This is a genomic window from Bradyrhizobium sp. WSM2254 (assembly GCF_000472645.1).
In the GTDB taxonomy this organism is placed as follows: domain Bacteria; phylum Pseudomonadota; class Alphaproteobacteria; order Rhizobiales; family Xanthobacteraceae; genus Bradyrhizobium; species Bradyrhizobium niftali.
Window position 1 is genome coordinate 239,296 of record NZ_AXAB01000014.1, and the last position, 19,395, is coordinate 258,690.

Below are 19,395 nucleotides of genomic sequence, written 5' to 3' on the forward strand. Positions count from 1 at the left end.
CCATATCATAGACGCTCAATCATGGTCCGGATGCTGATGGCTGACGATGGTCGCCATCTTCTCCGGTCCGTAATTCTGCTGCGTGGTCTGGCTCGGCAGATTGGCGATCCCGACCACCCAGCCGAGGCGCGACTCTGTTCCATATTGCCGGGTCGGCACCACGTGATCCGGACGATCGAACGTCCCGGTCATGATCTCGATGCGCGGGCCGTCGATGCGGCGGAAGCTCAGCGGCGTGCCGCAGGCGGCGCAGAAATCGCGCATCGCGATGGACGAGGAGCGGAACGCAGAGGGCGTGCCCTTGGTCCAGGCAAAATCAACCTTCTCGATATCGGCATAGGAGGCGAACGGCGCACCGCTCGCCTTCTGGCACATCCGGCAATGACAGATGCTGATCTTCGCCGGCGCGGCCGAGACCGCAAAGCGCACCGCACCGCATTGGCAGCCGCCGGTGAGAACGGGTTTGCCTGCTTCCGTCATGGCTGCTCCATCCCTCGATAGGCGTCCTGCAGCGTTGCAAGCGCATCGCCGCCGGCAAAGACGAAGCCGGTGACGCCGGCTGCACGCAGCGCCGCCTCGGCATCAGTCGGGCGGCCTGCGAGATACATATGTCGCGCGCCGGCCGTTTGCAGGGCCCGGGCGGCGGCTTCGGCGTGTTCCGCATAGACCTTGTCGCTGGAACAAAGGCAGGCAAGCTCGGCGCCGGAGGCCTTGAATGCGGCCGCAAGCTTGGCCGGATCGACAAGACCCTCGCTGTCGGCCGCCTGGATGCCGCCGGCCTCGAAGAAGCTCTTGGCGAAGGTCGCGCGCGCCGTGAAATCGGCGGGCGTGCCGAGATTGGCCAGGAACACTTTTGGCCGCGCCCCGCGCGCCTTCAACGCCGCATCGGATTTGTCGCGCAGCGCCTCGAACGGTTCCGCCAGCCGGATCGGCGGCAGCGCGTCGAACTTGTATTTCTGTTCGCCATAGGGTGCGAGCGCGACCGGCGTCGCCGTCAGCACCGCCGTCTCGCTCTCATGCAGGTTCGGAAACTCGCTCGCGCCGGTCAGCACGTCGCGGCGTTTTGCGATGTTGGCGTCACGCGCTTTGCGCGCAGCTGCCACCTTGCTCTGGAACAGCCCCTGCTGAAGCGCAGCAAAGGCGCCGCCGGCTTTCTCGCTTTCCTGGAACAGCGCCCAGGCGGCCTCGCACAGCTGCGCCGTCAGCGTCTCGATGCCGCCGGCGCCCGCGGCGGGATCGCTGACCTTGGCGAGGTTGCTCTCCTCCAGCAGCAGCAGTTGTGTGTTGCGCGCCACGCGCCGCGCGAATGGATCGGGCAGCCCGAGCGCCAGCGTGTGCGGCAGCACGGTGATCGCGTTGGCGCCGGCAAGCCCCGCCGCGAACGTCGCCATGGTCGCGCGCAGCATGTTCACATAGGGATCGCGCTGCGTCAGCATGCGCCAGGCGGTGTCGGCGGCGATGAACAACGGCTTCGGCGTCAGCCCGCACGCCGTCTCGACGCGCGCCCACAGCAGCCGCAGCGCGCGGAATTTCGCCATGGTCAGGAACTGGTCGGTGTCCGCGGCGAGCCGCGCATAGACCATGCCCTGCGCCTGCTCCAGTGCAACGCCGGCGCCTTCGATCGCGCGAAGATAGGCGAGGCCGCAGGCGAGCACGAAGGCGAGCTCCTGCACCTCGGAGCCGCCGGCATCGTGGATCACGCGTCCGTCGGCTGAGGCGAATGGCCCCTTGAAGCCGAGTGCGGCGAGGCCCTTGATGCCGCCGGTGACGGCAGGAACGATCTCCTCCCAGGTGTAAGGGCTGTGGCCCCACACCGCGCAGGCGGCGAGTGGATCAAGTCCGAAGCGGATGTCGCAGGCGGTGGGATCGATGCCGTTGCTCTTCACATATTCCGCGACATGGATCGCGGCCATCCGCGATTGCGGACCGATCTGAAGCTCGATGCCGATGCCGGCATCGAGATGAATGTCCTTCAAGACCATTGCGACCGCATCCGCCGAAGGTTCCAGGCCAAAGCCGTGAGCACCGTTGCCGCCGGCGAACACCAGCGCGAGCCCCGTCGCGCCATTCTCCAGATCCTGCAAGGCCTGCGCGTTCGCGGCCGCCGCGTCGGGATGGTCGATCCGCTGCACGATCTGCCACGGCGCGGCCGCAGCCCGTCCGACCACGGGCGCAACGCCCCTGGCGCGCGGATAGAGCGGATCGATCTTGAGGCCGTCATAGGTCTTGCCGACCAGCTTCTCGAACGGCGCGCCCTTGAGCACGCCGTCGACCAGCTTGCGCCAGTCTTCGACCGTGGCCTTGGGAAAATCCGCCGCCAGCGGCAGGTCGTCAGTCACGGAGGTCATGCGGCGAGGGGCTCCCGAAGGTCTTGTTATTCGCAGGCGAAATTGCCACGGCGGACCGTCCCTGCAAACGGTTGTTTTTGGTTAACCGGTATCCGGAAGCCGCTCAATGCCTTGCGTCGAGACGCTGGAAAGCCCGTCACGCACGCGAATGCCTGAGATCACGCGGTCGGGCGCGATCTCGGCCAGCGGCACCAGCACGAAGGCGCGCTCGAACAGGCGCGGATGCGGCAAGGTCAGGTCGGGCTTCTGCAGGCTGACATCGTCATAGGCGATCATGTCGAGATCGAGCGTGCGCGGCCCCCAGGGCCGCTCCTTGGTCCGCGCACGGCCGAATTTCTGCTCGACCTTCTGCATCACGAACAGCAGCGCGTGCGGATCGAGGCTGGTCTCGATCTCGATGCAGGCATTGATGAAGGGATCCTGGTCCTCATCGCCCCAGGGCGGGGTTGCATAGTCCGAGGAGCGCGCGACCAGCGCGGCCTGCGCCATGCCGCAGATGTGGGCGATCGCCTTCCGGAACGTCGCGCGGACATCGCCGACATTGCCGCCGAGTGCGATCAGCACGCTTGCCATGTCAGGGGTGCCGCGAGCGCGTCAGCATGATGCCGACGTCGTCGAAGATCGCGGCGATCGGCGCATGCGGCTTGTGCACGGTGATCTTCACGGCGCGGATACGCGGGAAGTGCGACAGGATGGCGTCGGCGACCGCGCCGGCTGCGCGTTCCAGCAGCTTGTAATTGGTGTTCTTGAACGCCGCCGTCGTAGTCGCCACGACCTCGGCGTAGGACACCGTGTCGGCGAGCCGGTCGGTGCGCGAGGGCTCCGACAGGTCCGTATAGAGCTCGAGATCAATCACGAAACGCTGGCCGACTTCGGTTTCGTGATCCATCACGCCGTGGCGAGCATGGATCGACAGGCCGGTCACGAAGATCGTATCGGTCATTGCTTGCTCTCGATTGCGTTCGCGACCCGCAGGGCCTGCAAGGTCTCGGCGACGTCATGGGTCCGGATGATCCTGGCGCCGCGCTGGGCGGCGATGAGATGCGCGGCGATCGAGCCGGCGAGTCTTTCCTTCGGCTCGGACGGCGACACCGAAGCGATGAAGCGCTTGCGCGAGGCGCCGACCAGGACCGGCAGGCCGAACATGTCGAATTCGCGCAGCCGCGCCAGCGCAATCATGCTCTGCTCGGCGGTCTTGCCGAAGCCGATGCCGGGATCGAGCACGATCTTGTCACGTGCGATGCCGGCCTTGGCGGCGATGTCCAGCGAGCGCAGGAAGAACGCCTTCATGTCGGCGATGATGTCGATGGCGGAATCCACGCTGTCGCGGTTATGCATGACGATGACGGGGACGCCTCTCGCCGCCACCAGCGGCGCCATGCCGGCATCGCGCTGCAGGCCCCAGACGTCGTTGGCGATCGCCGCGCCCTGGTCGAGCGCGAAGGCCACGACCTCCGCCTTCATGCTGTCGATCGAGACCGGCACGCCGAGCGCAACCACGCCTGATAGCACCGGCCTCAGCCGGGCGAGTTCGTCCTCGGCCGTGACTGCCTTGGCGCCCTTGTAGGGCCGGGTGGACTCCGCGCCGATGTCGATGATGTCGACGCCGTCGGCGATCATCGCCCGCGCCCGCTCGAGCGCCTGGTCGGGCGCGATGAATTCGCCGCCGTCGGAGAAGGAATCCGGGGTGACGTTGAGCACGCCCATCACCGCCGGGAGAGGCCGTTCCAGCAGCGTCCGCAGCACGTCACGCCCGGCCGAGTCGGCCGGCGGGACGGAAGAGGAGGGCAAGGCATTCATGCGCGTGGATTTGCGCGGTCGGGGAGGGGGAGTCAAGACGGGATTGGGGGGCGATCCGGTCGCTCCGATCCGTTCCGGGGCCCGTGAGGGAACGATGCTCTTGCCCGCACTCCGTCATTGCGAGCGCAGCGAAGCAATCCAGAAACTTTCCGCGGCGGCAGTCTGGATTGCTTCGCTGTGCTCGCAATGACGATGTTGAGACAGCCGTCCACTCTTATCCCCGGTGTCGTCCGGGCGAAGGTGTGGCGTCAGCGCTCGTATGCGGTGAGCAGGCTAATACGTGATCTTCGGCGGCAGCTTCTTGGCCTTGGCGATGATGTCGCCGACCGATTTTTCCGAGGGCAGGATGCGGACGAGCTTCTTCTTCTCGTTGGCTTCGCGCATGCTCTGGGCGAGCCTTGCCGGATTCCGATAGGCGAGCTCGCGCACGGTGGTGACGCCGGCGGCGCGCACCAGGCCGACCTTGGCCCGACCCATCCCGGGAATGCGCATGTAGTCGGAGACGTTGGCCCATTCCAGGAGCTGCTGCTCGCTGATGCCGGTCTTGGCGGACAGCGCCTTGCGTCCCTTCACGGTCGAGGCCGCCTCGAGCAGCGCGTCGGTGGTGCGGATTCCCTGCGCCTTCAACTTGTTGGCGGCAAAGGCAGGCAGGCCCTCAATCTCGGAAATCGGATATGTCATGATACTCGATATGAAAAAGCGTAGCTCAGGCAAATTGGTTGAGGCCTGGCGTCCCTGCGATGATCTTGCCCATCTGATCCGCTCCGATTTTGTCTCGGCCGAAGCGAAAAAGTTCACGGGCAATGTTCTGAATCTCGGACATGCCAAGTCCCAGGCCCATCAAGCGCGTGCCGACGGCCATCAGGCCGCCGCCCATCAGCCGCGACAGTCCGCCGCCGCTGCTGGACGCGTCGATCGCCGCTTCCGCGCCGGGAATATGATTGATCAGGGCTTCGACGTTCTCGGAAGGGCCCTCGCTGCGGAGGAAGCCCAGGATAATGCCGACGGTCTTTTCAGCGACAGCACTATCTATGCTGGCGTTTGTCGCCAGCCGCCCGATCAGCTCGTCCATAAGACCCGCCCCTCAACCGGTTTGCATGCCGGAGTATTGCTTTCGAAAAATGATCTTGAGCCGGTGTGATGTGAAATACAAGGCGAACATGCGATTCGGCTTCGAACGCGCGCAAAGTGTTGCAGCGATGCAAGAGCGGAGATGAAAACAGCAGTAAATTACCGCGGTGCGAACGCGCCGTTCCTACTTTCGGCTGACGTCGTCCACTTGGTTTCCGACCATGTCGCAAGATCGGATCGTGTTTGAACGGTTTCAATCGGCGTGCGACATGCGGTAAACTGCGGAACTGGCATTTGAGTTTCAATACGCGAAACACGGCAGACGGATCAGAGAAAATAATGACCGCACAGGACAGCAAGGTCGGCGACACCGACGACAAGATTTTCGTCGGCAAGGGAGACGAGCAGGCATGGCTGACGCTGGCGCTCGCCAATCGCCACGGCCTCGTCACCGGTGCAACTGGAACCGGCAAGACGGTGTCGCTGCAAGTCATGGCAGAGGGATTTGCGCGCGCGGGAGTTCCGGTCTTCGCGGCCGACATCAAGGGCGACCTCTCCGGCATCTCCGAGGTCGGCGTGCCCGCGGACTTCATCGTCAAGCGCGCCACCGCGATGGGGCTGACGTTCCAGCCCGACCAGTTCTCGACGGTGTTCTGGGATGTGTTCGGTGAGCAGGGCCACCCGGTGCGGGCGACCGTCACCGAGATGGGGCCGCTTCTGCTCGCGCGCATGCTCGACCTCAACGACGTGCAGGAGGGCGTGCTCAACGTCGCCTTCCGCGTCGCCGACGACAACGGCCTTGTCCTGATCGACATGAAGGATCTGCGTGCGCTGCTCGATGCCATCGTGCCCGACAGCAGCAAGAAGGCGCCGGACGCCGCCGCGGATCCGCTTGCCGACATCCGCAAGGCCGCCCAGGGGTTTGGCAACGTCACCAAGGCCACCGTCGGCACCATCCAGCGCCAGCTGCTGGTGCTGGAGAACCAGGGCGCCACCAAGTTCTTCGGCGAGCCGGCGCTGACGCTGAAGGATTTCATGAAGACCGACCGCGACGGCCGCGGCATGGTCAACATCCTGGTCGCCGACAAGCTGCTCCAGAGCCCGCGGCTTTACGCGACATTCCTGTTGTGGATGCTGTCGGAGCTGTTCGAGGAGCTGCCCGAGGCCGGCGACCTGCCGAAGCCGAAGCTGGTGTTTTTCTTCGACGAGGCGCATCTGTTGTTCAACGACGCGCCCAAGGCGCTGATGGACAAGATCGAGCAGGTGGTCCGCCTGATCCGCTCGAAGGGCGTTGGCGTCTATTTCGTGACGCAGAACCCGATCGATGTGCCCGACCGCGTGCTCGGGCAGCTCGGCAACCGGGTGCAGCACGCACTGCGCGCCTTCACCCCGCGCGACCAGAAGGCGGTCGCTGCCGCTGCCCAGACCTTCCGGCCCAACCCGAAGCTCGACACCGCCAAGGCGATCATGGAGCTCGGCAAGGGCGAGGCGCTGGTGTCCTTCCTCGAAGGCAACGGCACGCCGGCGATGGTCGAGCGTGTGATGATCCGGCCGCCGTCGGCCCGGATCGGGGCGATCACTCCGGAAGAACGCAAGGCGATCATGGATGCGAGCCCGGTGAAGGGCAAATACGATACCGCCGTTGATGAAGAGTCAGCCTACGAGATCATCCAGAAGCGCATCGCCGGCACCGCGGCGACCGCGGACGCTCCGGCCGGCGGAAGCGGCGGCGGCATCCTCGGCCAGATCGGCTCGATTGTCGGCACCATCTTCGGCACCAATGTCAAGCGCGGCCGCCTGTCGGCCGGCCAGGTCATCGCGCGCGACGTGACGCGATCGGTGACCAATCAGGTGATCGGGGGGATGGCCGCCAATCTCGGCAAGTCGGTCGGCGGCCAGCTCGGCGGCTCGATCGGCCGCACCTTGGTCCGCGGCGCGCTCGGCGGCTTGCTGCGTCGGTAGGCAGACGAGCTAGATTTGGAGGCAATCCGAGCGCCGGCGCGGCCGCTTCGCCATGGGTACAATTTCAGGTGAAGGGCTGACCAACCGTCCGCCGGTCTGCTATGCGCAATGTCGCCGCCGACTGGACCCTATTGTGAGCTCAACCGACTTGTTAGCCAAACCTGATACGCCGAGACGCCCGTCGCTGCGTGCGCCGCTAGACCTGCTCTTCCTGCTTTGCTGCTTCATCCTGGCCGCGGACGTCCTCGGTCCCGAGCTGTTCGGCAAGGGCAAGACCAAGGACTATGGGCTGTGGTACTGGGCCGGGCAGCAGGTTCTGAACGGGGGAGCGCTCTATCCCGCCGACGCCGGTGGGTATTTCGAGTTCATCTATCCGCCGCTGCCGGCGATCCTGCTCGCGATTCCGAGCTGGTTCGGCAAGATCCCGCTCTACATCGTGCTGTCGGTCCTGAATGCGCTGGCGTGGTGGTGCACCGGGACGTTCTCCGATGTCATGACCGGCTCCGGTCGCAGGGCCGGTCCGTGGCTGGAGGCACTGCCGGTTTTCGTCACCGTGAGCTTCGTGTTCGACATGTTCGATCTTGGCCAACCCAACCTCGTGCTGTTGGCGATGATGCTCTACGGGTTCTGGAGCCTGCAACATCAGCGTGCCTGGCTCGCAGGCTTCATGTTCGCGCTCGCGATCGCCATCAAGGTGTTTCCGATCGCGGTGCTGCCCTATCTGGTCTGGCGGCGGAAGTGGGCCGCCGTCGTCGCAACCGTCGCCTTCACCGGCGTCCTTCTCTACGCCGTGCCGGCGCCCATTCGCGGCTTCGAGCGCAACGCGGCCGAGCTTGCGACCTGGTATCAGGGCATGGTCGGGGCGAGCTCGGAAAAGGGCTTTGGCCAGCGCGACGAGCAGAACTGGTCGTGGGTCAACCAATCCATCATTGCCGTCACACACCGCCTGGTCCGCCCGATCAACTACAATCAGGAGGATCCCGGCAAGCCGGCGCGCACGATGAATATCATCGACGTCGATTACAGGACGGCGAACTGGATGGTGCTCGCTGTGTCCGTGTTGCTCGGGCTCGGCTTCGTCGCGGTGATGCCAGGGCAATCGCGGCGAACGGTGCGCTCGGATGCCGAGGAGCTCGGCATCCTGTTCTGCCTGATGACGGTGGCATCGCCCCTGGCGCGGCAGTACTACTTCATGTGGCTGTTCTTCCCGATGACGGTGCTGATGCATCGTGCCGCCTTCGACGAACGGACGAATGTGCGGCTGGGAACCTGGCTTGCCCTCGGCGCTGCCGGCTTGCTCATGCTGCTGTCGCTGCCGTGGTTTCCCACGGCCTTCCAGGCCTGGGGCAATAATCTCCTCGCCACCGCCATCCTCGCGGGCAGCCTCGCATGGCACATCCGGCATCCGCCGGTTGCGGCTAGCTCCGGCGCCCCGGCAGGGCTAAAACCCAAGATCTCTTGAAACCCAAGGCCTCTTGAGAAGACCTCTTGAGAAGCCATCTCGAGACTCAAAAGTCAGGAATCCGACCATGGCCAATGCGCAGCTTCAATCCGTGCTCGACCACATCGACAAGGATTTTGACAACAGCCTCGAGCGCCTGTTCTCGCTGTTGCGGATCAAGTCGATCTCGGCGGATCCGGCCTTTGCCAACGACTGCAAGGCCGCGGCCGAGCATCTCGCCAAGGACATCGCAAGCCTCGGCGTCGCCACCGAAGTGAGGCCGACCGCCGGCCATCCCGCCATCGTCGGCAAGACCGGAGCGGGCGGACGGCCGCATGTGATCTTCTACGGCCATTACGACGTGCAGCCGGTCGATCCGCTCGACCTTTGGCATCGCCCGCCGTTCGAGCCTGTGGTCACCGATCATGCCGATGGCCGCAAGATCATCGTCGCGCGCGGCGCGGAGGACGACAAGGGCCAGGTGATGACCTTCGTCGAGGCCTGCCGCGCCTGGAAAAAGGTGACGGGCTCGCTGCCGATCGACGTCACCTTCCTGATCGAAGGCGAGGAGGAGGTCGGCTCGAAGAATTTCGTGCCCTTCATCGAGGCCAACAAGGACGAGTTCAAGGCCGATTACGTGCTGGTCTGCGACACTGGCATGTGGGACCGCAATACCCCGGCGATCACGACGTCGCTGCGCGGCCTGCTCTATGAGGAGCTGAAGATCACCGCCGCCAATCGCGATTTGCATTCCGGCGTGTTCGGCGGCAGCGCGATGAACCCGATCCGCGTGCTCACGAAAATCCTCGGCGGGCTGTTCGACGACGACAACCGCATCACCATTCCGGGCTTCTATGACGGGGTGAAGGATCTGCCGCCCGATATCCTGGAGCAGTGGAAGAAGCTCAATCTCACGCCGGAGATGTTCCTCAAGCCGATCGGCCTGTCGATCCCGGCCGGCGAGAAGGGGCGGCTGTTGATCGAGCAGGCCTCCTCGCGTCCGACCTGCGACGTCAACGGCATCTGGGGCGGCTACATCGGCGAAGGCTCCAAGACGGTGATCCCGTCGCATGCCTCGGCAAAAATCTCGTTCCGTTTGGTCGAGGGACAGGACCCCGCAAAGATCCGCAAGGCCTTCCGCGACTACGTGACGGCACGGCTTCCGGGCGACTGCAAGGTCGAGTTCGGCGACCATTCCGCCGCGCCCGCGGTCGCGCTCGACTGGAACATGAAGCCGCTCGCCGCCGCCAGCAAGGCGCTGACCGAGGAATGGGGCAAGGAGACCGTGCTGATGGGCTCGGGCGCCTCGATCCCGATCGTCGCCGACTTCAAGCGCACGCTGGGGCTCGACTCGCTGCTGGTCGGCTTTGGTTTGGATGACGACAACATCCACTCGCCGAACGAGAAGTACGACCTCCGCAGCTTCCAGAAGGGCATCCGCTCCTGGGCGCGGATCCTCGCGGCGCTGGCGGAGGTGAAGTAGGAGATTGCATCAACGTCGTCATTGCCGGGCTTGACCCGGCAATCCATCAGGCAAGATCATTTTGCGATGGATGCGCGGGTCAAGCCCGCGCATGACGAGCGCAAATAAAAACGCCGCCCGGAATTGGGCGGCGTTTCATTCCAAGACGTGCAGAGGTAGTTGAGAACTATCCTACACGAAATCCCGAAAATCTCAAGACCGATAGCCCGGCAGCTCGCGGTCCAGCTTGCGCAGCAGCGGCGGCCACACGAGGTTCGTCGCGCGCAGCTCGGCGCGGTCGCGGTTCGCCAGCAGCTCGGTGTTCTTCTCGATCGCAATCTCCTCGACCGGATAGACCGGCGTGCCCAATGCGCGCGTGCGCACCTGCATCGAGCAGGCGCGCTCGAGGTGATACATGCGCTCGAAGGCGGAGGCGATCGAGCGGCCGACCGTCAGCGTGCCGTGGTTGCGCAGGAGCATGTGGTTGTGGTCGCCGAGGTCCTTCTGGAGCCGCGGCCGCTCGTCGTGATCGAGCGCGATGCCTTCATAGTCGTGATAGGCGAGGTCGTGGGTGACGAGCTGGGCGGTCTGGTTCAGCGGCAGCAGCCCTTCGGCGCTGCTCGACACCGCGGTGCCGTCGAGGGTGTGGAGATGCAGCACGCAGATCGCGTCCTCGCGCACCTCGTGGATCGCCGAATGGATGGTGAAGCCGGCGGGGTTGATGCTGTACTCGCTCTCGGACAGCTGGTTGCCGTGCAGGTCGACCTTGACGAGGCTCGACGCCGTGATCTCGTCGAACATCAGCCCGTAGGGATTGATGAGGAAGTGATGCTCGGGGCCGGGCACGCGCGCGGAGATGTGGGTGTCGACCAGGTCGTCCCAGCCGTACAGCGAGACGAGACGATAGCAGGCGGCGAGATTGACCCGTTGCTGCCACTCGGCCTCCGTCATGTTCGACGGCGCTTCTCTCAGGCGCGCTTCCGCTGGTGACATGGCAAATCTCTCCGAACCTCGTTGTTGCGGGAAGGGAGCGTAGTCGCGGGTGAGGCTGGCAGCAAGGCGGTCAAATCGCAGCAGCCAAGCGTAGCCCGCATGGAGCGTAGCGTAATGCGGGGGGCTCACCAAGGACCCCGGATTTCGCGGAGCCTGTCATCGGGCGGCGCTTCGCGCCGACCCGGTGGCTCCATCCGGGCTACAAGGCAGGAGAAGAATATTACGGTGCCGGGATCGAGAGCAGGCTGGAAATGCTGCTGCCGCGGATGTCGTAGACGCGGGCGAACACCACGTCGTCGCGCTTGATCTCGACCATGACAGGCGCGGTCAGGCCCTTGCAGTAGAACTCGCCGAGCGTCATCGCGAAATCGGCCGCATTGGAATCCCAGCCGATGGTGAAGTCGGGCCCGAGCGCGACCTGCGCCGGACGCTGCGGACCGCACACCGCGACCTTCCATTTGCGGTTGCGCGGCGGCACTTCCTGGCGCTCGACCAGCTGCTCGCGCAGCTCGTCCGAGGCCTGCTTCAGCGCGAGGCCCCAATAGTCCAGCATGAAGCGGTCGTCGGCGGCGCGCACGGTGCCGGCGATGTGGTTGAAGTGGGTGTATTGATAGGGATGCAGCCGGATCATCTCGGCGAGCGAGAGCGCAAGGCCGAAGCAGAAGGTGGCGAGCACGACCGGTTGCCAGGTGCGGTGATTGGCGCGCAGGCGCTCCATGGTCCAGGCGAAGGCGACGCCGCCGAGCACCGCCATCGGCGGGATCACGAAGACGAAATGGCGGATGCCGTTGTAGAGCGCGGGCCGCTTCACCATCGCGATCGCGAGCGGCAGGGTCGCGGCGAGCGTCAGCATCAGGAGGATGGTCTTGCGGCGGGCCGGAACCCCGCCGCGCGGCAGCAGTGCGAAGGTGCTGACCACGGCGCCGGTCATCAGCACCAGCATCACCTCGGGCAACTGAAGCGCGAACAGCGTCGGCAGATAGGACCAGGGCATGTCGGGCACGGACACGATCGCGCCGTCGAACATCTCCTTCCAGGGCTTCTCGAAGAAGTGCGAGAAGTAGGTCAGCGCCTCGAAGGGATTGCCGGGTTCCATGATCGACCACGGCCAGATCAGGCCCATCACGAGATAGCCGAACACGAGGCCGGGCAGCAGCACGTAGACGACATGTGCGAAGCGGCGGGCCGCCTCGCGAACGCCTTCGGTGCGCAGTTCCTCCAGGAACAGCGGGATGAAGCCGATCATGGCGTAGACCAGCGCAAGCCCGCCGAGGATGCGGCAGCCGATCGACAAGCCGGCGCCGATGCCGACGATCAGGATCGTGCGCGGCGAAGGCTGCGGATATTCCTCGGCGAGCCGGACCAGGCCCAGCATCAGGATGATCATGGCCACCGCGAAGGGCGCATCCTTCGGGTTCATGAACATGTGGCCGTAGAAGATCGGGCAGAGCGCGAGCAGCAGGAGTGAGGCAAGACCGGCCAGGGGCCCGCCGATGCGGCGGCCGAGCCGCCACGTCACCGCAAGCCCGATCACGCCAACGACGGCGCCGAGCAGGCGTCGCGTCTCGAACAGCTCGAGCGGAATGACCTTGTGCAGGAGGGCCGCGACCATGTCGAAGCCGCCGCCATACATATAGAGGTTGGCGAAGGAGAGCGCCGCGGTGTCCTTGAAGCCGGAACCGAACATGCGCAGCAGCAGGTCGGCATATTCAGCGTGGGTGTAGTCGTCCCAGCCGAGCCCGTAGTCGCGGAAGGTCAAGCCTGCAATGACGGCGACCGCGGCCAGCACCAGCATGGCGAGATCGTCGCAAGTCCGTTCGACCGAGCGCCGCAGAGGCGTGTCGATCGCCGAAGTCGTGATGGATGTCATGGCTATTGGTGACCCGGAATCCCCTCTTGGCCCTGCTGGCGCGCGCGGGCCTGCTCCCCGGACTCCGTATAGCGCAGTTCCATTACCAAGTAATTGGGCATTATGGCTAAATTCCTGATGCGACGCAGCAAATCCAGAAACTCAAGAGCACTCTAGGAGTAGCGATCCGTAGCTGAAGGGAATGTGAATAAGTCCCTGATTTCCTTCTCTTTAGGAACGCTGATCACAATTCGCCGTTGGCGACGAACACAGGATGACGGTATCGTGGCGCGAGTGTCGCGTGCGGATGCACGGCCGGGGGTGAGTTCGATGACGTTGGCATTGTTGATCGCGGGGATTGTCGCCGTCCTGGCGGGCCTCCTTGGGATCCTGTTTGGCTTCACCGTCAGGGAGTTCAGCCTCGGTAGTACCCTCATAATCTCGGGCACGATCGGCGTCTGCTCCGGATTGTTACTGGCGGGCCTCCATGTGGTGCTGCTGGAACTGAAGGGCATCGCCCGCCGGCTGGCCGGATCAGCCGCAGCGTCCGAGGTGCGGGTCAGGCCCGTGCTGCCGGGTCTCGCGCTGCCCGGTGCGCCGGCGCCCGAGCCTGCTTCGGCGATGCGCGCCGAGCCGCCGGCCCCGCCATCATCGGCCGCGCCGCCGCCATGGCTGGGCGAAGCACCCGCGCGTCCGCGCGTCGAGCCCTCGCCCGAGCCGGAACCTGCGGCGCCGCCCGCGGCTCCGGAAACGCCACGCCGGCGCAACCTGCTGTTCGCCTCAACCTCGCGAAAGGAGCGCGAGCGCGCGGAGGCCAAGGCCACCGAGGGCTCACCGCCGCCGCTTGCCGAGCCCGCGGCGCCTGCCGCCCCGGACGCGCCGCCTGCAAGCTTCGATGACGCCTGGCCGAGGCCGGACCGTATGCGCCCGCCGGAGCCGCCGGCCGCCTCGCGCCGCCCGCCGCCGCGCTCGCCCTCGACCTTCGTCGAGGCTGCCCCGCCGCCGCCTGCACCCGAGCCGGAGCCGCCGCCGGCGGTTGAGCAGGCGCCCGTGACCGTGCTCAAATCCGGCATCGTCGACGGCATGGCCTATTCGCTCTATTCCGACGGCTCGATCGAGGCGCAGATGCCGGAAGGCATGATGCGCTTTGCCTCGATCGACGAGTTGCGCGCGCATCTCGACCAGCGGTCCTGAGGACTTCCGCGGCCAAGTAAAGCCGCCACCGTTCTTGTCACTTTGTCAGTCGTCGCATTTTGGCCGAACGTATTGTTGACACGGAATACTTCGGCGTCGTCAATCCCGTGAGACGCCAGGCGGAGAAAGGTCGGGCCCATGTCGGATGCCGGGGCTAAGAATTTCATTGAGCTGACGGCCAGCATCGTCTCGGCCTATCTCGGGAACAATCCGACGCCGGCCGCCGAGATCCCGAACCTGATCAGCCAGGTGCACGGCGCGCTGGTGCGGGTCTCGTCAGGCCGTGTCGAGACGGCGCAGCTCGAGCCGGCCAAGCCGGCGGTGTCGCTGAAGAAGTCGATCGCGCCGGACTATCTGGTCTGTCTGGAAGACGGCAAGCGCTTCAAGTCGCTGAAGCGCCATCTGCGCACCCAGTACAACATGACGCCGGAGCAATATCGCGAGAAATGGGGCCTGCCGGCCGACTATCCCATGGTCGCGCCGAACTACGCGGTGGCGCGCTCGCAATTGGCAAAGCAGATGGGTTTGGGACAGCAGCAGCGGAAGCGGAAGTAGAGCTGCATTAGCCTACAGCTTACTCCACCCCCATCCTGAGGAGCCCGCAAAGCGGGAGTCTCGAAGGATGGCCGTGGGCGAGAGCGGGGGCCTGCATGGTTCGAGACGCGCTTCGCGCTCCTCACCATGAGGATCTTCAGGTGGCTTCCGCCAGCGCCTCTTTCGCGTCGGTCTTGATGCGTTCGACCATCGAGCGCAGGCCGTTGGAGCGCTGCGGCGTCAGGTGATCGCGAAAGCCGAACTCGTCGAACACCGCGATCGCGTCGGTCGCGAGGATTTCCTGCGGCGTGCGGCCCGAATAGAGCGCGAGCACGATCGCGACCAGGCCGCGCACGATATGAGCGTCGCTGTCGCCGCGATATCTGAGGATCGGCGCGCCGCCATCGCGCGCGACCAGCTTCTGGAGCCAGACCTGGCTGACGCAGCCATTCACCTTGTTGGCGGCGGAATGCTCGGCCTCGGGCATCGGTTCCAGGGTGCGGCCGAGCTCGATGACGTACCGGTAGCGGTCGTCCCACTCGTCCAGAATCTCGAAATTGTCCCTGATTTCGTCGATCGTCGTCATGCTGGCCCACAGTTCCTGTTCAGGCCAATATAGGGACGCGAAGCCGCGAAATCGATAGGGTTTGGGGGCTAATTCGCCGGCCCCGGTCCGCGCCATTCCAGCGCGAGGTCGTCCTGGGTCAGGGTGTCACGCGGCGTCTCGCTCGCAGCAGTGTCGCCTTCGCCGGCCAGCGCGATCGAGCCGGTGTGGTCGGGCGCCTTCTTGTCGCTCTTGTCGTTCTTCTCGTTGGTGATGTGCTCTTTCTTGTCGTTGATGATCTGATAGATCTTCTTCGCGCCGTCCTGGGCGCGCTGGCCGATGATGGTTGCGGCCTGTCCGCCGACCTCGCAGGCTGTGGGCTGGCGCTTGCAGAACTGGGTCATGTCGGAGACGGCCGCGGTCGCAGCCTGCACCGCGTCGGCGGCGCCGATCTGCGGCAGCTTCTCCGATTCGGGCGTCTTGTCCCGCGGCAGGAGCACCAGCACCAGCCCGAGCCAGAATGTGATGCGGAGCAGAAAGCGCATCTTATCGACCTGTATGTTAGATCCCGCCGCGGCGATTTCCGCAGAGCGCGTCGGACCTAGCAACTCTCGATAAATCGCAAGTGATTGCCTTGAGCTTAATTCGCGGAAAATTTACGCAAAAAACTTCGAAAATGGCGGCCTCGTAAATTTTTCATTGATGCCGAGCCCCCGTGGCCTTGCGGTCTTCCGTATCCACCAATTCGAAACCATGCGGGCCGGGGGGAAACCCTGTGTTCACCATCCTCGCCGAAGACGTCGCCAAATCGTCTAAAAAGCTCCGCGATGACACGGTGTCCGGCACCGGGCCACGCCGCCTTAGCACTCGTTTAAGGTCGCTCTGACACGGTGGCTCAACGACAAGGAGGCGTTCCGGCGCGTCTCTCCGACGAATGAGCCGAAGCGCGAGACCCGTGACAGTTTTGAGTATCATCCGCGATTGTCTCGATGCGCTGCTGCATCCCTCCGCGCGTTACGACGCGCTGACGCGAGCGCGCCATCGTGCCTTCATGGCGCCGCGTCTGCTCGGCAGCCTGGCCGCGTTTGCCGCATTCCCTGTTTATCTCGCCATGCGTGGCGCGCCGAGCGCGGTCGAGGTCGCCGCCTTTGCCTGGCTGATCGCGCCGATCATGTTGTCCTGGTTCCTGTCGCGCACCGGCCGCTACGAAGGCGCGCATGTGCTGTCATCGCTGGCACTCGCTGGCCTGATCATGGCGGTTGCCATCACGACCGGCGGCATCGGATCATTCGCTGCGGTGTGGCTGATCGTCGTTCCGCTCGAGGCTGCGCTGTCGGCCTCGCGCCGCGTTGCGGCCTTCGCCTCGCTGCTCGCGCTGTCCTGCGCGGGGATCCTGATCCTCGTCGGCCAGCTCGGCTGGCTGCCGCTGGATGAGCCGAGTGCCGCGCAGCGTAGCCTGCTGATGGCGTTCGGCGTCGCCTCGGCCACCCTCTATGCTACGGGCCTCGCTTTCGGCGCGGAGTCGCTGGCGCGCACCGCCGTTGTGCTGCTGTCGCGCGAGGAGGAGCGTTATCGCCTGCTTGCGCGCAACATGAGCGACGTCATCTCGCGGCATCGGCGCAACGGCGCGGTGCAGTTCATCTCGCCGGCCGCCGAGGCCCTGCTCGGAATGCCCGTTGCGCAGCTGCACGGCCACGGCCTGTTCGATCGCGTCCATGTCGCCGATCGCCCGGCCTATCTCACCGCTTTGTCGGATGCCGCGCGCGGCGACGTGCGCAGCGTCGAGTTCCGGCTGCGGCGGGAGCCGACCGGCTCGGACCACGGCCAAACCAATTTTCAGGTCGACTTCATCTGGGTCGAGATGCGCTGCCGGCCGCTCGACCAGGATCTCGGCCGCCAGCATATTGACCGCGATGCCGCACGCGAGACGGAAGTCGTCGCCGTGATGCGCGACGTCACCGATCGCAAGCTCTCCGAGCAGGCGCTCGATCAGGCCCGCAGCGCCGCGGAGGCGGCCGACGCCGCCAAGACGCGCTTCCTCGCCACCATGAGTCACGAGCTGCGTACGCCGCTCAACGCCATCATCGGCTTCTCCGACATGATCGCGCAGGAGCAGACCCTGATGCTGGGTGCGGCCCAGCGCAGGGAATATGCCCAGCTGATCAATGATTCCGGCCAGCATTTGCTGTCGGTCGTCAACGGCATCCTCGACATGTCCAAGATGGAATCGGGCAATTTCGAGATTGCGTCGGAGCCGTTCGCGCCGCGCGCCTCGCTCATGCATTGCTGCAATCTGCTGGCGCTGAAGGCGCGGGAGAATGGCATCGACCTCGTCACCGACGCGCCGCAGGACCTGCCCGTCATGACCGGCGATCCGCGCGCCTTCAAGCAGATCGTGCTCAACCTCGTCGCCAACGCCATCAAGTTCACCGAGCGCGGCGGCCAGGTCTCTGTTTCCGCCGCGGTGTCGGGCTCGCAGCTCACGCTGCGCATCAGCGACACCGGCGTCGGCATCGCGCCCGACGACCTCAAGCGTATCGGCGCGCCGTTCTTCCAGGCCGGCAAGACCTATCAGCGCCGTCACGAGGGCACCGGACTCGGACTTTCGATCGTGAAAAGTCTTGTGGCGTTGCATCTCGGCGATTTGACGGTACAAAGCAGGTTAGGGGAGGGCACCGCCGTCACCGTCAAGCTGCCGCTGGTCTACACGCCGCCGCAAGCCAAGCCCTTCGATGGCAAGGCGGCCGAGAGCAAGATCGCAACCTTGACGCCGGTCCCGCGCCAGGAACTTCACGACCAACATCACGACCAACTTCAGGACCAACCTGCTCCGGTGAAGAAAAGTGCCTAAGAAGTCTGCAAAGGGCGAAGCTGCTCCGCGCCGCCGTGGCGCCAAGGCCGCGGCTGTCGACATCGAGACCGAGCGCAACCTCGTGATGCGCGTGCTGCTGCACAGTCCCAAGGACACGCTGGCCGGCCTCGTCGCCGTTGCCGCCATCAGCGCGATCGTTGCCAATGCGCTGTTCCTCCAGACCGGCCGGCATCCGGCGCCGATGTTCGGCACCGTGATCAATCTTCCGATGCCGTCGTCCGTTCCGCAGGCCAATCCCTTGCCGCGCGCGCGCCCCGTCGGTGCAGATACGTCGCCGCTCGAGCCGAAGGCGACCGAGTTCCGCGTCGATCCCAAGCCTGCCGAGAGAGCGGCCGAGAAGGCGCCCGAGAAGCCCGTCGAGGCCACCGCATCGACGCCGCGCTCAGGCGATCCCATGACCAACCTGGTCAAGGCCACGACATCGCCCTCCGCTGCCGTCGCGCGCCCGCCGGCGCCGATCCCGGCGCAGCAGAGCCCGGCGGTGCGGCGTATCGCCGGCGTGCAGCGCGCGCTGTCCGAATACGGCTACGGCAATTTGAAGGTCACGGGCGCGATGAGCAGCGAGACCCAGTCCGCGATCCAGAAGTTCGAGCGCGAGCACAAGATGCAGGTCACCGGCCAGGTGTCCGATCGCCTGCTGCGCGAGCTCGCGGCCGCGATCGGCCATCCCGTCGAGTAATCGTCACGCTTGCTGAGGCTGGTGCTGATCCCGGCACTGGCCTATCGTCCGACTCATGCGTTTGAAATCCAACATATGGGTCGCGGCCTATTTGCGCCGGTGCCAGACCGAGGGCGTGTTCGGCGCGGTGCGCCGTCGCGGCGCCGAGGAGGCGGGCGCGGTGTTCGTCAAGGTGTCGCTGCTCGACGGCAATGCGATGCTCTACGTGCCGGCGCCGCAGACCGTCTATGACGACGGCCGGCCGGTCGACCGCTTCTTCGTGCCGGTTGCGCCGCAGCCGCTGCCGGAGCCCGCCGTCGAGGAACGGCTGACCAGGGAAATCCGTTTCGATTCGGATGCCTGGATCGTCGAGACCGAAGACCGCGCCGGGCGGCACTTTCTCGAATTGGCGAAGACCTGACTGGCTCCCCCACCGTCATTGCTGTCGATGTTCAATAATTCGCTGATTGGATCGGGGTGGCCTTGGTAGCGGCGAAGGCCTTGGGAGTTTGTCCTGCCAAGGCCTGATGGGGTCTGTGGTTGTTGTAGTAGACGAGGTACTCGAACAGTTCTTTGGCGAAGTGGTCGAGATGGTCGAAGGTCGCGCCTTCGATGACGTCCTCATCGAGGGTGCGCCAGAAGCGTTCGACTTTGCCATTGGTCTGCG

The 19,395-nt window shown here is 65.2% G+C and carries 20 protein-coding genes; 8 read left to right on the top strand and 12 right to left on the bottom strand.

All coding sequences use genetic code 11. The features are described from left to right. Window positions 1-15: 15 nt before the first annotated feature. The 7 genes from A3M7_RS0111895 to A3M7_RS0111925 all read right to left on the bottom strand — a co-directional run bounded on the left by A3M7_RS0111895 (window position 16) and on the right by A3M7_RS0111925 (window position 5,220). On the bottom strand, window positions 16-480 hold the full coding sequence (locus A3M7_RS0111895) for a GFA family protein (RefSeq protein ID WP_027544152.1): 465 nt from the start codon (window positions 478-480) through the stop codon (window positions 16-18). After that, window positions 477-2,348: a methylmalonyl-CoA mutase family protein gene (locus A3M7_RS0111900; RefSeq protein ID WP_027544153.1), complete on the bottom strand. Its 1,872-nt coding sequence runs from the start codon at window positions 2,346-2,348 to the stop codon at window positions 477-479. The genes A3M7_RS0111895 and A3M7_RS0111900 overlap by 4 nt, the downstream gene beginning before the upstream one ends. Before the next feature lie 81 nt (window positions 2,349-2,429). Then, complete coding sequence (gene folK, locus A3M7_RS0111905) at window positions 2,430-2,921, bottom strand: 2-amino-4-hydroxy-6-hydroxymethyldihydropteridine diphosphokinase (RefSeq protein WP_027544154.1); 492 nt, start codon at window positions 2,919-2,921, stop codon at window positions 2,430-2,432. Window position 2,922: 1 nt separating this feature from the next. Further along, a complete protein-coding gene (gene folB, locus A3M7_RS0111910; RefSeq protein WP_027544155.1) occupies window positions 2,923-3,291 on the bottom strand; it encodes a dihydroneopterin aldolase in 369 nt (122 codons plus the stop codon). Next, the gene (folP, locus tag A3M7_RS0111915) at window positions 3,288-4,148 is read right to left on the bottom strand and encodes a dihydropteroate synthase (protein ID WP_027544156.1); all 861 of its coding nucleotides are present in this window, start codon (window positions 4,146-4,148) and stop codon (window positions 3,288-3,290) included. Before folP ends, folB begins: the two co-directional genes overlap by 4 nt. A gap of 273 nt (window positions 4,149-4,421) precedes the next feature. Continuing rightward, entirely contained in the window at window positions 4,422-4,829 is a 408-nt protein-coding gene (locus A3M7_RS0111920) for a DUF4332 domain-containing protein (protein WP_027544157.1), read from the bottom strand. 25 nt (window positions 4,830-4,854) lie between these two features. Continuing rightward, window positions 4,855-5,220, bottom strand: coding sequence for a hypothetical protein (locus tag A3M7_RS0111925; RefSeq protein WP_027544158.1), 366 nt, complete (start codon window positions 5,218-5,220; stop codon window positions 4,855-4,857). A 338-nt stretch (window positions 5,221-5,558) separates the two neighbouring features. Here A3M7_RS0111925 and A3M7_RS0111930 point away from each other — a divergent pair, with 338 nt between their 5' ends. The 3 genes from A3M7_RS0111930 (at window position 5,559) to A3M7_RS0111940 (ending at window position 10,105) form a co-directional block, all read left to right on the top strand. After that, the gene (locus tag A3M7_RS0111930; protein ID WP_027544159.1) at window positions 5,559-7,181 is read left to right on the top strand and encodes a helicase HerA-like domain-containing protein; all 1,623 of its coding nucleotides are present in this window, start codon (window positions 5,559-5,561) and stop codon (window positions 7,179-7,181) included. Window positions 7,182-7,314: 133 nt separating this feature from the next. Further along, window positions 7,315-8,643, top strand: a complete 1,329-nt coding sequence (locus tag A3M7_RS0111935) for a glycosyltransferase family 87 protein (protein ID WP_049823331.1) — start codon at window positions 7,315-7,317, stop codon at window positions 8,641-8,643. Window positions 8,644-8,710: 67 nt separating this feature from the next. After that, window positions 8,711-10,105, top strand: a complete 1,395-nt coding sequence (locus A3M7_RS0111940; protein WP_027544161.1) for a M20/M25/M40 family metallo-hydrolase — start codon at window positions 8,711-8,713, stop codon at window positions 10,103-10,105. A 192-nt stretch (window positions 10,106-10,297) separates the two neighbouring features. On the opposite strand, the gene A3M7_RS0111945 is transcribed toward A3M7_RS0111940, so the two are convergent. After that, window positions 10,298-11,077, bottom strand: a complete 780-nt coding sequence (locus A3M7_RS0111945; protein ID WP_027544162.1) for a class II aldolase/adducin family protein — start codon at window positions 11,075-11,077, stop codon at window positions 10,298-10,300. Window positions 11,078-11,297: 220 nt separating this feature from the next. Beyond that, window positions 11,298-12,947 (bottom strand): glycosyltransferase family 39 protein, encoded by a 1,650-nt coding sequence (locus A3M7_RS0111950; protein WP_027544163.1) that lies wholly within the window; start codon window positions 12,945-12,947, stop codon window positions 11,298-11,300. Window positions 12,948-13,256: 309 nt separating this feature from the next. Here A3M7_RS0111950 and A3M7_RS0111960 point away from each other — a divergent pair, with 309 nt between their 5' ends. Both A3M7_RS0111960 and A3M7_RS0111965 read left to right on the top strand, forming a co-directional pair. Next, entirely contained in the window at window positions 13,257-14,120 is an 864-nt protein-coding gene (locus A3M7_RS0111960; protein WP_027544164.1) for a hypothetical protein, read from the top strand. Window positions 14,121-14,258: 138 nt separating this feature from the next. Then, the gene (locus A3M7_RS0111965) at window positions 14,259-14,675 is read left to right on the top strand and encodes a MucR family transcriptional regulator (protein WP_027544165.1); all 417 of its coding nucleotides are present in this window, start codon (window positions 14,259-14,261) and stop codon (window positions 14,673-14,675) included. A 136-nt stretch (window positions 14,676-14,811) separates the two neighbouring features. On the opposite strand, the gene A3M7_RS0111970 is transcribed toward A3M7_RS0111965, so the two are convergent. Both A3M7_RS0111970 and A3M7_RS0111975 read right to left on the bottom strand, forming a co-directional pair. Continuing rightward, window positions 14,812-15,240, bottom strand: coding sequence for a SufE family protein (locus A3M7_RS0111970; protein WP_027544166.1), 429 nt, complete (start codon window positions 15,238-15,240; stop codon window positions 14,812-14,814). Between the two features lie 68 nt (window positions 15,241-15,308). Next, window positions 15,309-15,743 carry a DUF5330 domain-containing protein gene (locus A3M7_RS0111975; protein WP_027544167.1) on the bottom strand — a complete coding sequence of 145 codons (435 nt, stop codon included), beginning with the start codon at window positions 15,741-15,743 and terminating at the stop codon, window positions 15,309-15,311. Window positions 15,744-16,132: 389 nt separating this feature from the next. Between A3M7_RS0111975 and A3M7_RS0111980 the strand changes: the two genes are divergently transcribed. Genes A3M7_RS0111980 through A3M7_RS0111990 form a run of 3 tightly spaced genes read left to right on the top strand, consistent with a single transcriptional unit; the run spans window position 16,133 to window position 19,149 of the window. Next, on the top strand, window positions 16,133-18,049 hold the full coding sequence (locus A3M7_RS0111980; protein ID WP_084302049.1) for a PAS domain-containing sensor histidine kinase: 1,917 nt from the start codon (window positions 16,133-16,135) through the stop codon (window positions 18,047-18,049). Beyond that, a complete protein-coding gene (locus A3M7_RS0111985; RefSeq protein ID WP_027544169.1) occupies window positions 18,042-18,749 on the top strand; it encodes a peptidoglycan-binding domain-containing protein in 708 nt (235 codons plus the stop codon). Before A3M7_RS0111980 ends, A3M7_RS0111985 begins: the two co-directional genes overlap by 8 nt. Before the next feature lie 55 nt (window positions 18,750-18,804). Then, window positions 18,805-19,149 (top strand): DUF1491 family protein, encoded by a 345-nt coding sequence (locus A3M7_RS0111990; RefSeq protein WP_027544170.1) that lies wholly within the window; start codon window positions 18,805-18,807, stop codon window positions 19,147-19,149. A gap of 31 nt (window positions 19,150-19,180) precedes the next feature. Here the strand turns inward: A3M7_RS0111990 and A3M7_RS0111995 are convergent. After that, the coding region (locus A3M7_RS0111995; RefSeq protein ID WP_027544171.1) for an integrase core domain-containing protein at window positions 19,181-19,395 on the bottom strand (215 nt) is incomplete at its 5' end.

What these genes read in the sequence shown, in the direction of transcription:
- A3M7_RS0111895 (WP_027544152.1), bottom strand. Translation starts at nt 480, where the DNA reads ATGACGGAAGCAGGCAAACCCGTTCTCACCGGCGGCTGCCAATGCGGT.
- A3M7_RS0111900 (WP_027544153.1), bottom strand. Translation starts at nt 2,348, where the DNA reads ATGACCTCCGTGACTGACGACCTGCCGCTGGCGGCGGATTTTCCCAAG.
- folK (WP_027544154.1), bottom strand. Translation starts at nt 2,921, where the DNA reads ATGGCAAGCGTGCTGATCGCACTCGGCGGCAATGTCGGCGATGTCCGC.
- folB (WP_027544155.1), bottom strand. Translation starts at nt 3,291, where the DNA reads ATGACCGATACGATCTTCGTGACCGGCCTGTCGATCCATGCTCGCCAC.
- folP (WP_027544156.1), bottom strand. Translation starts at nt 4,148, where the DNA reads ATGAATGCCTTGCCCTCCTCTTCCGTCCCGCCGGCCGACTCGGCCGGG.
- A3M7_RS0111920 (WP_027544157.1), bottom strand. Translation starts at nt 4,829, where the DNA reads ATGACATATCCGATTTCCGAGATTGAGGGCCTGCCTGCCTTTGCCGCC.
- A3M7_RS0111925 (WP_027544158.1), bottom strand. Translation starts at nt 5,220, where the DNA reads ATGGACGAGCTGATCGGGCGGCTGGCGACAAACGCCAGCATAGATAGT.
- A3M7_RS0111930 (WP_027544159.1), top strand. Translation starts at nt 5,559, where the DNA reads ATGACCGCACAGGACAGCAAGGTCGGCGACACCGACGACAAGATTTTC.
- A3M7_RS0111940 (WP_027544161.1), top strand. Translation starts at nt 8,711, where the DNA reads ATGGCCAATGCGCAGCTTCAATCCGTGCTCGACCACATCGACAAGGAT.
- A3M7_RS0111945 (WP_027544162.1), bottom strand. Translation starts at nt 11,077, where the DNA reads ATGTCACCAGCGGAAGCGCGCCTGAGAGAAGCGCCGTCGAACATGACG.
- A3M7_RS0111950 (WP_027544163.1), bottom strand. Translation starts at nt 12,947, where the DNA reads ATGACATCCATCACGACTTCGGCGATCGACACGCCTCTGCGGCGCTCG.
- A3M7_RS0111960 (WP_027544164.1), top strand. Translation starts at nt 13,257, where the DNA reads ATGACGTTGGCATTGTTGATCGCGGGGATTGTCGCCGTCCTGGCGGGC.
- A3M7_RS0111965 (WP_027544165.1), top strand. Translation starts at nt 14,259, where the DNA reads ATGTCGGATGCCGGGGCTAAGAATTTCATTGAGCTGACGGCCAGCATC.
- A3M7_RS0111970 (WP_027544166.1), bottom strand. Translation starts at nt 15,240, where the DNA reads ATGACGACGATCGACGAAATCAGGGACAATTTCGAGATTCTGGACGAG.
- A3M7_RS0111975 (WP_027544167.1), bottom strand. Translation starts at nt 15,743, where the DNA reads ATGCGCTTTCTGCTCCGCATCACATTCTGGCTCGGGCTGGTGCTGGTG.
- A3M7_RS0111980 (WP_084302049.1), top strand. Translation starts at nt 16,133, where the DNA reads ATGAGCCGAAGCGCGAGACCCGTGACAGTTTTGAGTATCATCCGCGAT.
- A3M7_RS0111990 (WP_027544170.1), top strand. Translation starts at nt 18,805, where the DNA reads ATGCGTTTGAAATCCAACATATGGGTCGCGGCCTATTTGCGCCGGTGC.